Source organism: Variovorax sp. WS11 (assembly GCF_010499245.1).
Classification (GTDB): Bacteria; Pseudomonadota; Gammaproteobacteria; order Burkholderiales; family Burkholderiaceae_C; genus Variovorax.
Window position 1 is genome coordinate 3,549,491 of sequence record NZ_JAAGOW010000001.1, and the last position, 13,636, is coordinate 3,563,126.

General features: G+C 68.6%; 10 protein-coding genes. 5 read left to right on the plus strand and 5 right to left on the minus strand.

Features of this window, described 5'->3' with window-relative positions; genetic code table 11:
* Window positions 1–36: 36 nt before the first annotated feature.
* Window positions 37–429, minus strand: coding sequence for a nuclear transport factor 2 family protein (locus GXN78_RS17505; RefSeq protein WP_106560530.1), 393 nt, complete (start codon window positions 427–429; stop codon window positions 37–39).
* Between the two features lie 232 nt (window positions 430–661).
* Here GXN78_RS17505 and GXN78_RS17510 point away from each other — a divergent pair, with 232 nt between their 5' ends.
* Entirely contained in the window at window positions 662–2,122 is a 1,461-nt protein-coding gene (locus tag GXN78_RS17510) for a cytochrome P450 (RefSeq protein WP_106560529.1), read from the plus strand.
* 31 nt (window positions 2,123–2,153) lie between these two features.
* Here the strand turns inward: GXN78_RS17510 and GXN78_RS17515 are convergent, their stop codons facing one another.
* Window positions 2,154–2,627 (minus strand): Lrp/AsnC family transcriptional regulator, encoded by a 474-nt coding sequence (locus GXN78_RS17515; RefSeq protein ID WP_106560528.1) that lies wholly within the window; start codon window positions 2,625–2,627, stop codon window positions 2,154–2,156.
* Between the two features lie 201 nt (window positions 2,628–2,828).
* Between GXN78_RS17515 and GXN78_RS17520 the strand changes: the two genes are divergently transcribed.
* Genes GXN78_RS17520 through GXN78_RS17535 form a run of 4 tightly spaced genes read left to right on the plus strand, consistent with a single transcriptional unit; the run spans window position 2,829 to window position 6,815 of the window.
* Window positions 2,829–3,806 carry an ABC transporter substrate-binding protein gene (locus GXN78_RS17520; protein ID WP_106560527.1) on the plus strand — a complete coding sequence of 326 codons (978 nt, stop codon included), beginning with the start codon at window positions 2,829–2,831 and terminating at the stop codon, window positions 3,804–3,806.
* Between the two features lie 15 nt (window positions 3,807–3,821).
* Complete coding sequence (locus tag GXN78_RS17525) at window positions 3,822–4,751, plus strand: ABC transporter permease (RefSeq protein WP_106560526.1); 930 nt, start codon at window positions 3,822–3,824, stop codon at window positions 4,749–4,751.
* Complete coding sequence (locus GXN78_RS17530) at window positions 4,751–5,545, plus strand: ABC transporter ATP-binding protein (RefSeq protein WP_106560525.1); 795 nt, start codon at window positions 4,751–4,753, stop codon at window positions 5,543–5,545. The genes GXN78_RS17525 and GXN78_RS17530 overlap by 1 nt, the downstream gene beginning before the upstream one ends.
* Window positions 5,546–5,588: 43 nt before the next feature.
* Window positions 5,589–6,815 (plus strand): Glu/Leu/Phe/Val dehydrogenase dimerization domain-containing protein, encoded by a 1,227-nt coding sequence (locus tag GXN78_RS17535; RefSeq protein ID WP_106560524.1) that lies wholly within the window; start codon window positions 5,589–5,591, stop codon window positions 6,813–6,815.
* Window positions 6,816–6,864: 49 nt separating this feature from the next.
* Here GXN78_RS17535 and GXN78_RS17540 read toward each other — a convergent pair whose 3' ends face one another.
* From GXN78_RS17540 to GXN78_RS17550, 3 genes are all read right to left on the minus strand, one after another.
* Window positions 6,865–11,664 carry an FkbM family methyltransferase gene (locus GXN78_RS17540; RefSeq protein ID WP_106560523.1) on the minus strand — a complete coding sequence of 1,600 codons (4,800 nt, stop codon included), beginning with the start codon at window positions 11,662–11,664 and terminating at the stop codon, window positions 6,865–6,867.
* 72 nt (window positions 11,665–11,736) lie between these two features.
* On the minus strand, window positions 11,737–12,720 hold the full coding sequence (locus tag GXN78_RS17545) for an intradiol ring-cleavage dioxygenase (protein ID WP_106560522.1): 984 nt from the start codon (window positions 12,718–12,720) through the stop codon (window positions 11,737–11,739).
* Window positions 12,721–12,828: 108 nt separating this feature from the next.
* The gene (locus GXN78_RS17550) at window positions 12,829–13,578 is read right to left on the minus strand and encodes a response regulator (protein WP_239142748.1); all 750 of its coding nucleotides are present in this window, start codon (window positions 13,576–13,578) and stop codon (window positions 12,829–12,831) included.
* Between the last annotated feature and the right edge of the window lie 58 nt (window positions 13,579–13,636).

Sequence of the window (13,636 nt, forward strand, 5' to 3'; positions counted from 1 at the left end):
GGCGAAAGAAGTGACGCCTAACCCGCGAACCGATACCTATCGTCCAGCCGCGACATGGGCGGCCGTGTCGAGCGTCCCGATCCAGCGGCTGATCTTGCCGTCCTTGAACGTGAAGACGTGCACCCACTCGCTTTCGAAGACCTTGCCGCTGGGCCGCGGCCGGGTCTGCTCCCAGCCAAGAACGGTGACGTGGTCAGGCCCTTCGAGGAATTCGCGCGGCTCGAACTTCTGGATGTCGTCCGACTCGGCCACCTTGCCGAACCACGCTTGCACCTGTTGCTTGCCGGTGTAACGGCCTGCATAGGGGATGCCTGCGCTGGCCAGGAAACGCCAGTCGACGTCGTCCGTCAGCAATGCCAGGATGCCCTCGATATCGCCGCGCCCGAAGGCGGCGTAGGCCTGTTGTACGACTTGGGTCGGTGTGCTCATGACAGTCCTCCATGGGAGTGGGATTTCAAAGTCCATGCCTGCGGTTGAACGGCTTCAATGTGCCCTCGACACCGCAGGAGCGAACCCCGTATACGCCGGGCCTGTGGCTTCGGATTCAGCCGCCTGAGGCGGCGAGATTCTTCCGGATTGCCGCCCGGGAGGCGGCGGCGTACGATGCACGACGCTTTGGGGTCCACAACATCGCCGTCGCGCCAAGCCGAGGAGAAAAGGGATGAGTTCTGTCTCCGAGCGCCCGACCACCAAAGCGCAGCGGCCCACCTCGATCGACGAGCTGCCGGGCCCGAGACAGTGGCCCGTGGCGGGCAATCTTCTGCAAATGAAGGTCCCTCGGCTGCACCTTCAGCTCGAGGGCTGGGCCAAGACCTACGGCGACATCTACCGCCTCAAGATGGCGAAGCAGGACGTGGTCGTCATCACCAAGGCAGAGGACATCGCGGCCGTCTTGCGAGCCCGTCCCGAGACCTGGAGCCGGCCCGCCAATTTCGCCGCCATCGCGCGGGAATCCGCCGCGTACGGCGTGTTCGCCGCCGAGGGTGACGAGTGGCGCCGCCAACGCCGCATGGTCATGACGGGCTTCGACCCCGAGCACTTGCGCAACTACATGCCATCCCTCGTTCGCGTGACCAAGCGCCTGCGCAATCGGTGGATAGCCGCCGCGCACGCGTCCACAGTCATGAACCTGCAGGCCGAACTGATGCGGTATTCGGTGGACGCGGCATCCGGCATCTCCTTCGGCATCGACATCAACACCATCGAAGACGAAAGAAGCGACCTGCACGAGCACCTGAAGCACATGTTCCCGATGCTGTTTCGCCGGATGAACCTGCCGTTTCCGTACTGGCGCTACTTCCGTCTGCCATCGGACATTGCCTACGACAGGCACATCGCCGCGATCCATCGGGTCATCAAGGACATCGTCGAGCAGGCGCGTGAGCGCCTGCGGCAGGACCCGGCGAGACGGGAGCAGCCCACCGACCTGCTCGAAGCCATGCTCGCCGCGCGGGACGCCGACGGCAGCGCGCTGAGTGAAGCCGACATCACCGGCAATGTCTTCACCATGCTCAGTGCTTCGGAAGACACCACCGCCAACACGCTCGCCTGGACCATCTATCTTCTTCACCAGCACCCGGCGGTATGGCGCCGTCTTGTCGACGAAGCTCGCGCCATCCTGAAAGAGGAGCCTGTCGCACAGTCCGTCGAGCAGCTCAGATCGCTTCGGTATGCCGAAGCCTGCGCCAGCGAAGCGATGCGCCTTCGGCCCGTCGCGCCGCTCTTGATCCTCGATGCCATCGAAGACACGGCGATCCAGGAAGTTCGCATTCCGAAGAAAACACGGCTGTTCCTCGCGATGCGACCTGCCGCTGTCGACGAGTCCGTCGTCGAAGCCGCGAGCGAGTTCCGGCCCGAGCGATGGCTCGCGGACAACGCCGGCTCGGTTCACTCGCCCAAGCGCGTATCGATGCCGTTCGGCGCTGGCCCGAGACTCTGCCCGGGGCGGTATCTGGCCATGCTCGAGATCAACCTGGTCCTGAGCATGCTCGCGCGCGATTTCCAGCTGCTCGACGTGTCGACGCCGGACGGCACACCGCCCGAGGAGATCCTGGAGTTCACGATGCACCCGGTCGGCTTGCGCATGCGGCTGACGACGGGCGCCCGAGCAAAGCCCGGCTAGGACAAGGATCCGCCGGCGAGCGCCGGCAGCCTCATTCCGGCAATGGCAGCGAACTCGTGCACTTGAACTCGTCCAGGCAAACGCTGGACCGCACGCCGTCCACGCCAGGCAAGCGCATCAGCTTGTCGATCAGAAAGCGCGACAGCGCCTTCAGGTCGCGGGCGATGACCTTCATCACGAAGTCGTAGTCGCCGGTGATGGAGTAGCACTCCAGCACCTCCGGCATGTCGATCACGACGTCGGTGAACTTCGACAGGTCGCGAATGTGCCCTTTCTCCATCGCGACGAGGATGAAGGCCACCACGTGCAGGTCGAGGCGCGCGGGGTCCAGGCGCGTCTCATAGCGTGCGATGAAGCCGGCTTCCTCCAGCCGCCGGTGGCGCCGATGGCATTGCGCCGGCGACAGGCCGACGGCCGCGGCCAGCTCCAGGTTGGACGCGCGCCCATGCTCCTGCAGGAACGCCAGCATCTTGCGGTCGGTACGGTCGAGTTCGATGTCGTGCAAGTTCGTCTCCTGTTCGGGTCACATGGAGAAATTATGTTGCTTGCCTGAGGGTTCCTCCTCATGCGGGATGAAAGCAGATTTTTTGTGCAGAAGTTCACACTTCTCCACCTGGAAAGCGGCTCGGCGATGGGGATCAAACAGGTTTCCCGCCGGAGTGGCTTTCTCAATTGAACCACGCCGACTATTTCTCACAAGGACTTCATGGTGCAACATTCTTTCCTGCGTTCCTCCCTGGCCCTCATTGCTGCCGCAGCCGCGACGGCCATCGCCGCGCCCGCCCTCGCCGCCGAGAAGTCGGTGGCGGTCACGGCGATCGTCGAACACAAGGCGCTCGATGCCGTGCGTGACGGCGTCAAGGACGAACTGAAGTCCGCCGGCTTCGAAGCCGGCAAGAACCTGAAATTCCAGTACCAGTCCGCACAGGGCAACAACGGCACCGCGGCGCAGATCGCCCGCAAGTACGTGGGCGAGCGGCCGGACGTGATCGTCGCCATCGCCACGCCGTCGGCGCAGGCCGTGGTCGCCGCGAGCAAGGACATCCCGGTCGTCTACAGCGCCGTGACCGACCCGGTCGCCGCCAAGCTGGTCAAGACCTGGGAGGCCTCGGGCACCAACGTCACCGGCGTGTCCGATCTCTCGCCGCTGGACAAGCACCTCGAGCTCATCAAGCGGGTGCTCCCCAACGCGAAGCGCGTCGGCGTGATCTACAGCCCGGGCGAAGCGAATTCGGTGGCGATCGTCGACGCGCTGAAGAAGGCCGTGCCGGCCGCCGGCATGACGCTGGTGGAGGGCGCCGCCGCGCGCACCGTCGACGTGGCCAGTGCCGCGCAGAGCCTGGTCGGCAAGGTCGACGTGATCTATGCGCCCACCGACAACAACGTGATGTCGGCCTTCGAGGGCATCGTCAAGGTGGCCCAGCAGGCGAAGATCCCGGTGGTCGCGGCGGACACCGACGCGGTCAAGCGCGGTGCCGTGGCGGCGCTGGGCCTGAACTACTACGACATCGGCCAGCAGACCGGCAAGATCGTCGTGCGCATCCTCCAGGGCCAGGCGCCCGGCACCATCGCTTCGCAGACCAGCAAGACCTTCGAGCTGCACGTCAATCCGGGTGCCGCGCTGAAGCAGGGCGTGACGCTGTCGGACGAGCTGCTCAAGTCGGCCCAGGTGGTGGTCAAGTAAGCGGGCGCATCGGACATGTCGCTCATTGCTTCCCTGGGTGCCATCGAGATCGGCCTGATATTCGGGCTGGTCGCGCTGGGCGTGTACCTCTCGTTCCGCATCATCAATTTTCCCGACCTGACGGTGGACGGCAGCTTCCCGCTCGGCGGCGCCGTGGCTGCGGCGCTGATCGTCGCGGGCTGGAACCCGTTTGCCGCGACGGCGGCGGCGATTCTTGCCGGCGCCATGTCGGGCTACCTCACCGCCTGGCTCAACGTGCGGCTGCGCATCATGCAACTGCTCGCGAGCATCCTGGTGATGATCGCGCTGTACTCGGTCAACCTGCGCATCATGGGCAAGCCCAACGTGGCGCTGATCGACGACCCCACGGTGTTCAGCCTGCTCCAGTTCGGCAGCCTGCCCGACTACTGGCTCAAGCCCCTGGTGCTGCTGGCGATCGTGGCCGCCGTCAAGGTGCTGATCGACCTGTTCTTCGCCTCGGAGACGGGCCTCGCGATGCGCGCCACCGGCGGCAACCCGCGCATGGCACGGGCGCAGGGCATCTCGACCGACCGGCTCACGGTGTGGGGCCTGGCGCTGTCCAACGGGCTGGTCGCGCTGGCCGGCGCGCTCTTCGTGCAGTCGCAGGGCGGGGCGGACATCTCCATGGGCATCGGCACCATCGTCGTCGGCCTGGCCGCGGTGATCATCGGCGAGACCATCCTGCCGGCCCGCAGCCTGGTCGTCACGACGCTGGCCTGCGTGCTCGGCGCGGTGCTCTACCGCTTCTTCATCGCGCTGGCGCTCAACAGCGACTTCATCGGCCTGCAGGCCCAGGACCTGAACCTGGTGACTGCAGTGCTGGTCGCCTTCGCGCTGCTCGTGCCCGCCTACAAGCGCAAGCTGGCCGGCCTGTGGCCCGGCGTGCGCACCAACCCGTCAGTCGCCGTCAAGGAGGCCAAGTAATGCTGCGCGCCAAAGGCCTGGAAATCACCTTCAACCCCGGCACGCCGATCGAGAACCGCGTGCTGCGCGGGCTGGACCTGAGCATCCCCACGGGGCAGTTCGTCACCGTCATCGGCTCCAACGGGGCCGGCAAGTCGACCTTCCTCAATGCGATCAGCGGGGACCTGATGGTCGACCGCGGCAGCATCCACATCGACGAGAGCGAGGTCACCCGCCGCTCGGCCTGGCAGCGCTCCGACCTGGTCGCACGCGTCTTCCAGGACCCGATGGCCGGCACCTGCGAAGCGCTGACGATCGAGGAGAACATGGCGCTGGCGTGGAAGCGCGGCGCGCGCCGCGGCTTCGGCTTTTCGCTGACGCGCAAGCTGCGCGAGCTTTTCCGCGAGAAGCTCAGCATCCTCGAGCTCGGGCTCGAGAACCGCCTGGCCGACCGCATGGGTCTGCTCTCGGGCGGACAGCGCCAGGCCGTGAGCCTGCTGATGGCATCGCTGCAGCCGTCGCGCATCCTGCTGCTCGACGAGCACACCGCGGCGCTCGATCCGAAGACCGCCGCCTTCGTGCTCGAACTCACCGCGAAGATCGTCGAGGCCGGCAAGCTGACGGCCATGATGGTCACGCACAGCATGCGCCAGGCGCTCGACTACGGCACGCGCACGGTGATGCTGCACGAAGGCCGCGTGATCCTCGACGTCGAGGGCTCCGAGCGCGCCCGCATGGACGTGCCCGACCTGCTGCACATGTTCGAGAAGACCCGCGGCGAGAAGCTCGACGACGACAAGCTGCTGCTCGCCTGAACGCACCGAAACCAAAGAATCCACCGAATCCTGAAAGACCGAGATGAAAGAACTGCTGACCCGTTTCGAGAACAAGGCGCCCGAGATCGTCTTCGAATGGCACGACGCCGAGACGCCCGCCAAGGGCTGGGTCGTCATCAATTCCCTGCGCGGCGGCGCTGCCGGCGGCGGCACGCGCATGCGCCCGGGCCTGGACCGGCGCGAGGTCGAGTCGCTGGCCAAGACGATGGAGGTCAAGTTCAGCGTGTCCGGTCCCGCCATCGGCGGCGCCAAGTCGGGCATCGACTTCGACCCGGCCGATCCGCGCAAGAACGACGTGCTCAAGCGCTGGTACAAGGCCGTGACGCCGCTGCTCAAGACCTACTACGGCACCGGCGGCGACCTGAACGTCGACGAGGTGCACGAGGTGATCCCGATCACCGAGAGCTATGGCCTCTGGCATCCGCAGGAGGGCGTGGTCAACGGCCACTTCGTGCCGAGCGACAGCGAGCGCATCCAGAAGGTCGGCCAGCTGCGCATGGGCGTGGCCAAAGTGGTGGAGGACCCGCGCTACACGCCCGAGCCGGCACGCAAGGTCCTGGTGGCCGACCTGATCACGGGCTGGGGCGTGGCCGAATCGGTGTTGCACTTCTTTCGGCTCTACGGTGGCCAGGTGGCAGGCAAGCGCGTCATCGTGCAGGGCTGGGGCAACGTCGGCTCGACCGCGGCCTACTACCTCGCGCAGGCCGGCGCGCGCGTGGTCGGCATCATCGACCGCGAAGGTGGGCTGCTCGACCCCGAGGGCTTCAGCTTCGAGCAGATCCGCACGCTGTTCCTCGAGAAGAAGGGCAACCAGCTCGCCGCCAAGGGCATGCTGACCTTCGAGGAGATCGATCGCCGGGTGTGGAGCGTCGGGGCCGACATCTTCCTGCCTTGCGCCGGGTCGCGCCTGGTGACGCAGCACCAGGTCGAGCAGCTGATCGAAGGCGGACTGGAAGTCGTGTCCAGCGGTGCCAACGTGCCCTTTGCCGATCGCGAGATCTTCTACGGCCCGATCTACGAGCACGCCGATTCGCGTGTCGCGGTGATTCCCGACTTCATCGCCAATTGCGGCATGGCGCGCGCGTTCGCGTTCCTGATGCAGGGCGATGTCGAGATTTCGGACGAAGCGATCTTCGGCGACGTCTCGGCCACCGTGGCCGCGGCGCTGGAGCGCTGCCATGCGCGCTCCAGCGAACGCACCGGCATCGCCCGCACCGCGTTCGAGAACGCGTTGACGCAGATCGGCTGAGGCGCGCGAGCGTCCGTGGCCGCGCGGCTTGTCGGCGCCGGATGCGCCTTCACCCGGCCACGACGCTCGCGCCGCGCCACTGCGCCTTGATCTCCGCGAGGCGCTGCGCGATCCGCTGTCCCGCGGCCTCCAGCGACAGCTTCGCCTGTGCGTCCTTCTTGCCGCGGCGAGCGATCTCTCCCGCCCATGTCGGGTCCTCGTAGACGCGCCGCATGAGCCGCGCCGCATGCTCGATCGAGGGCTCGGCCCATTCCGAGTCGGCGTCGTAGGGCGGGATCGCCCGCCCCAGCTTCACGCGCTTGCAAGGGACGAGCAGGCTGTTGTTCCCGTCCATGAAGTCCAGGTTGCCCGAGAACTCCGTCGCGATCACGGGCTTGCCCATCAGCATCGCTTCCGCCAGGGTGAGGCCGAGGCCCTCGCTGCGATGGAGCGACACATAAGCATCGCAGGCATCCATCAGCGACAGCACCTCGTCCGGGCTGTACACCGCGTCGATGACCTTGATGTTGGCGCCGGCGGCAGCCTCGCGCAGCGCCTGCATCTGTGCCGGGTGCCGGTCGCCGAAGGAGGTCTTGAGGACCAGCTGGACGTCTTCGTTCGCGCGGAAGGCCTGCTTGAAGGCGCGGATCAGTCCCAGCGGGTTCTTCCTTTCCATCACGCTCATCATGTGGAAGGTGAAGAGAAAGCTGAACTTGCCGCGCTCGATGCCGAAGTATTCGCGGTCGCGGCGGCTGTAGCGGCCGAGCTCGACGCCGGGGAACAGCGTTCGCACCGGAATGGACAGGCGCTCGCGCAGGCCCTTGGCCACGAACTCGGTCGCGGTCCACACCTCGTCGATGCGCGTGGCCGGGGCCAGCCAGGCCTCGGGAATGGAGTCGAACTCCCAGTACCAGTAGGCGATGCGGTAGCTGCCGCGCCGCGGGCGCTCGGCGAGGTCGGCCCGGCGGTAGATGTCGCGGAAGTAGGGCTCCGGCTGCGTGTGGAGGACGGTGATGTCGTGCTCCTCGAGGCCGTCGAACTGCAGACGATGCGGGTCGTCCTTCGGGTCCGTGCGCAGGTCCCGCAACGAGGTCTCCACCCCCACCCGTCGAAGGCCCTCGGCCACCGCCTCCACCGACACCCGCAGGCCCGAGGGATAGCAGAAATGCCCGATCACGTTCGCACCCGGCGTGACCAGCGCGGTGGCAACGGCGGCCTTGTCCAGCGTGCTGCACCAGGCGCGGACCTCGGGCGCCTGCAGGGACTCGTCCGACTGCAGCCATTCGATCAACGCGAGGGCCTGGTCCCTGTCGTGGAGCGCTGCGGGGTGCCGGCTGCGCCAATGCTCCCGGGCGTGGTAGGCCAGGCGCAGCTGGCTCGCGGGCGCCAGCGCCAGGGGCCAGCGGGCGGGATCGGTCCAGTCGCCCTTGGCGCGGTAGGTCGCGGCGAACCAGGCCGCGAAGGCCTGGCGTCCGAAGACGGTCAGGGCGTCGGGGTACAGCCGCTGCCACGTTGGCGCGAAGCGATAGGCGCTCATCAGTTCCTGCGCGGGGTTCTCCGCCGCTTGCCAGAACAGCCACCACACTTCCTCCAGCCGCAAGCGGGTTTCGCGGCGGCCGTGCTGCATGAACCATCGGAACAGGTCATGCCGGCCCGCGGGCGTCAGGCCATGCGGCATCTGCGCGCGGACGTCTTCGCGGAACAGGAAGAGCTGGCGCGCGGCGGCGGCGATGTCTTCCGAGAACAGCAGCCGGACGGCCTCGGCAAAGCCCTCCGGCAGGCCGAAGCGCACGCGCCCTTCGTCCATCAGCCAGCGGGCGAAGCCGCCTTCGGCACCGCCGGACAGCGCATCGGGAAACCGCAAGCGCAGGTCCGCCCGTGTGCGCAGGAGATCGAGGCACCAGCGCGCGGCGGACCACTTGTCGTGCACGCGGTGCGCCGCCTGCGGCGCCCAGAGCACCGATTCGCGCGGCAGGCCGGCGGCTTCGAGGCAGGCGCCGTCGTCGCAAAGATCCAGCTCGGCCGCAAGCAAGGGGAACGAACCCTGTTCCTCGATGTGGCCTTGCAGCACCTGGCGCGCACCGCGCGCGCCGTCGATCCTCAGCGCCGGAATCGCGAGACTGCCGTCCAGCTCGGGATGAAGGTATGGGTCCTCGTCGATGCCCAACGCGCGGATGTCGTCGGCCATGCGGCGCATGTCCTCGGCCGGATTGGTGTTGCCCCGTGTCGCGCCCTCGTGATGGATCAGCGGGGCGTGCGCCGCGTAGGCGATCCGCAAGCCCGCCCGCCAGATGCGCAGGCACAGGGCGACGTCGCTCATCGCGATGAGGTAGGACTCGTCGAAGCCCCCGACGCGCTCGAAGGCGTCGCGGCGCACCATCTGGCAAGCGCCCATGATCGCCAGCCAGTTGCGCGGATGGTCCGGCGAGCCGTAGACGCCCCAGGGCTGCCCGCCGCCGCTGCGGTACATGAGCGCGCAGAGATGCGGGCCGATGCCGACGCCCGCGTGCTGGAGTTCCAGCGACGGGAAGACCAGCTTCGCGCCCACCACGCCGACGCCCGGGCGCTGCGCAAAGCGCACCATCTCCCGCAGCCAGTCGCGCGCGACGACCTCGATGTCGTTGTTGAGGAACAGCAGCAGCTCGCCGCGCGCGCACGAGGCGCCGTAGTTGCAGGCCGCCGAGTAGTTGAACGGCTTCTCGAAGCGCACGATGCGCACTTCGGCAAAGGCCGCCAGCTCGCCGTAGTAGGCCAGCGTCTCCGCTTCGACGGAGCCGGTGTCGACGATGACGATTTCCTTGCGGGCGTAGTCGGTGCCCGTGAGCAGGCCGTCGATGCACATCCGCAGGAGCTGCGACTTGTCCCGGGTGGGGATCACGATCGACACGAGCGGCATGTGCTCGAGCGGCCACATCGCGCGCTGGGTTCCATCCGCCTGCGTCTCGGCGACCGCTTCGAAGCCGTGCCGGCGCCAGTATTTCGCGATGGTGACGCGATGGTCGGCGGCCGCCTGCGTCGAGGCCGCGGGGCGGTCGCAATGGTTGTCCGGCCCGCGGTGGCACAGGACCTTCGGCACGCGGTGGATCTGCTTGGCCAGATCGCTGACCCGCAGGTGGAGGTCCCATTCGATGGCCGCGCCCGCGGCCGGGTCGATGCCGCCCGCGGCCAGCACGAGCTCGCGCCGCAGCAGCGTCAGGCGGCCGAAGTAGTTGAAGGCGTAGAGGAGGTCGGGCGACCAGCCCGGCTTGAAGAAGGGCGCCGTGCGGGCGTGCGCGCCGTCCTGCAGGTCTTCGTCGCTGTAGAGGATGTCCGCGTCGGGCAGGCGGTCCAGCACGGCGGCCAGCTCGTTGAGCGCGTGCGGCGCCAGCAGGTCGCCGCCGTCGACGACGGCGACGAAGCGCCCCCGCGCGGCTTCCAGCCCGGCCTGCAGGCAGGAGGCCCGGCCATGGTCGCACGCGTGGGCGATCGTGATGCGCGGGTCCGTCCGCGCCCATCGATCGATGCGCGCGACCCGTTCGCCATGCAGCGTCCGGGACCGGCACAGCACGATCTCCCAGGCGCCGTGCGGCTGGCGCTGGATCGACCCCAGCGTTCGCGACAGGGTCTCCTCGGTCGCGTGGATCAGGAAGCTCACCAGAGGCCGATCGCTCGCCGGCAGTTCCACCGCGTCGGAGCGGGTCTCGCTGTCGCTGATCCAGCGCGCATAGGGGCTGCAGGGCGCGGGCAGGGCCGAAGTCGCCAGGCTCGCGGGGGCCGGCTGGAGGACGCGGGCTCGGCCGCTCGCGGCACTTCTCTCGCGAAGGAAGCGCAGGCGCTGCGGCAGGCGCGTGGGCGTCAGCAGCCACCAGGCCGCCTTCAACGCGCGTCGCGCATGCCGGCGCGGGGCGGCAGGCAGCAGGGCCGCGGCCCTGCGCAATGGCGCGGTCGCGCGCCAGGAGGTGGAGCCCAGCACGGCCCGAACCTGGTGATCCGCCGCCGCCGCGCGTTGCCGGGCATCGAGCAGCATGCCGTCCCTGGTTCGGATCGCCCCGCGCAGCTCGCCCGCCAGCGCACGCGCCCGGCGGTCCGCCTCCCGCGCCTGCTGCTCCGAGCCGGCGCGCCGGTCTTCCGCCGTTTCGGCAGCTTGGCGTGCCTGGGCCAGCTGCGCGTCGACGCCCCCCTGCGCAGCTTGCGCACGCACGAGCGCCGCGGGCACGAAGTCGTCGAAGACGCACGGCGGGTACTCGAAGGCCTTGGCCAGCTCGGCATGCTCCTGGGCGACGTAGTAGCGGTTGAGGCCGTCGGCATAGCAATGCGTGTAGCCCGCTTCGCGCAGCACGGGCTCCCAGGCCGCGTGGCTCTCGATGCGCGAGAGCGGGCGCGTCGCCTCGACGACGACGACCCAGGGCCGATGGCGCTGCCAGTCGTTCCCGGCGAGCACGGCCTGCTCGAATCCCTCGACATCGACCTTCAGGAAATGCACCGGCTGGCCGGCCGGCACCTGATCCCGCCAGAGGGCCTGCAGGGTCGTGAGCTCGACCTCTTCCTCTTGCACCGTCCATCCCGCCGCCCGGTGGTCCTCGGCGATCTCCGCGACGGCTGTCGACAGCCCCGTGTCCTCGACGAAGCGCATGCGGACGCGGCCGCAGTGGTCGCCGACGGCCACCCGAAGGTTGACGTCGAGCGGCCGCCGCTCGACGAGCTGCGCGTGGTAGTGCGCATTGGGCTCGACGTTGATGCCGCGCCAGCCGCGCTGGCTGAAGGCCAGCGTCACCGAATCCAGTTCGGGCGACCAGGCGCCGACGTCGATGAAGAAGCCGTCGCGAACGTGGCCCAGCGCGCGCCAGAGCATCACGTCTTCGAAATTCTGGGCGTAGGAGACAAAGGGCATGAGGGAGAGGGGTGAACGAGGGGGCCCGGCGCTTCGATGGCGGCGCCGGGCAGGACGGGCCTGGCGCCGGCGCTAGCGCGCGATGCCGATCGTCGCGGTCCCGGTGTAGCCGGCCGACACGCTGCCGCTCATGGCGGGCGTCATCGCGGCGAGCTGTGCCGCGGTGTTGTCGCTGAACACGTTGTCGGTCGTCAGCGAGACGTTGGCGAAGTTGTTCACGCTCGAGGTGTAGCCGGTGGCGTAGGGGTAGACCGCGCTGCACGCGGCGCTGGGCAGCGCCAGCTGCGAGGTCAGCACCGCGTTGCGGCCGGTGGTGGCCGCGGCCTGGCTCGCGAACACCTCGAAGTGGATGTGCGGCCAGCGGCCCGAATAGCAGCCGGGGAAGATGGTGGTGAAGGTGACCTGGCCGTTGGCGTCGGTCACCTGCACGCCGCGCAGGTAGCTTTCGGCCGCGGCCGTGTACAGCGAGTAGTTGCCGTCGCGGTCGCAGTGCCACAGGTAGATCGCATAGCCCGACAGCGGCGCGCAGCTCGAATTGGTGTTGACCAGCGTGAGCGTCAGCGTGGTCAGCACGCCCTGCGCCTGCGTCGTCGAGCTGATGAAGCTGCTGCGGATGTCGCTGCGCACGATGCCGCTGGCGGTGAGCACGTCGGAGGTCGCGCCGGACGACGTGTTGGTGCCGTCGGCCGGGTAGGGGCCCGCGGTCTCGCCGGCCACGGCGGTGCAGCTGCTGCTCGATGTGCTGGTGGTCGTCGTCGTGCTCGTGGAGCCGCTCGAGCTGGAGGTGCTGGCCGTGGTCGCGGCGGCGGTGGTGCTTGCGGCGGTGGTGGTCGCCGCGCTGGTCAGGCTGCCGCCGCCCGAGCCCCCGCCGCCGCAGCCGGCCAGGGTGAGCGCCGAGCCGGCCGCCGAGGCGCCCAGCCAGGCCAGCGCCTTGCGGCGCTGAAGCAGTTGCGCGGCGATCAGGGGAAGGTCGTCGGCCAGGTGGTGGCCGTGCGCCGGTTCGCGGAGTGCGCTGTTGTGGTGTTCGCGCTTGGGGGGGAAGTCGTGGACTGACACTGTGGCTCCGTTTGTGAGGTGGAGCCCCGAGCTTCGAGCCGCGATGTTGCCGACGGATTTCGCCGCTTTGCGGCTTTGTTGCGACGTGGGCGGCCAGGGCCTGGCTGGTCAGCCGCGCGTGACGGCGGGCACGAACATGTAGCCCTCGTTGCGCACTGTGCGGATCAGGTCCGCGCGCGCTTCGCCGAAGCTGAGCTTGCGCCGCAGGCGGCTGACCTGGACATCGATCGCCCGGTCGTAGGAGTCGCTGTCGGTGCCGAGCGCGTAGTCCATCAGCTGCTCGCGCTGCAGCACTCGCCGCGGATGCTGGGTGAAGGCGCGCAGCAGGCGGAACTCGCCGTCCGACAGGCCGACGACCGCGTTCGCCGGGTCGTACAGCACCCGCTCGGTCAGGTCGATGCGCCAGCCGGCGAAGTGCAGCGTGTCGCTGGCCTCGCCGGCAGGGGCGGGGGCGACAGCAGGCGCGGGCGGTGCGGTGGCCGGCGGCGCCGAAGCGCGGCGCAGCACGGTGCGGATGCGCGCCAGCAGCTCCCGCGGATTGCAGGGCTTGGCCAGGTAGTCCTCGGCGCCGATCTCCAGGCCCACGATGCGGTCGATGTCGGTGCCCACCGCCGACAGCATGATGACCGGTGGCCCGCCGATCCTCTGCAGTTCCCGCAGGGCGGAGAGGCCGTCCTCGCCCGGCATCATCACGTCGAGCACGATCAGCGCGTAGGTGTTCTGCGCCAGCTTGCTGCGCATCTCGGGGACGTCCCCGGCGGTGTCGACCTGGTAGCCGTGTTTTTCCAGGAAGGAGGACACCAGGCCGCGGATGCCGGCGTCATCGTCGACGATGAGGATGCGGGTGCTGAGATTCACGGTCGGGCAGGGTGGAGGACAGCCGCTATTGTCGGTGCTCGCGCGGGGGCGCCCGACC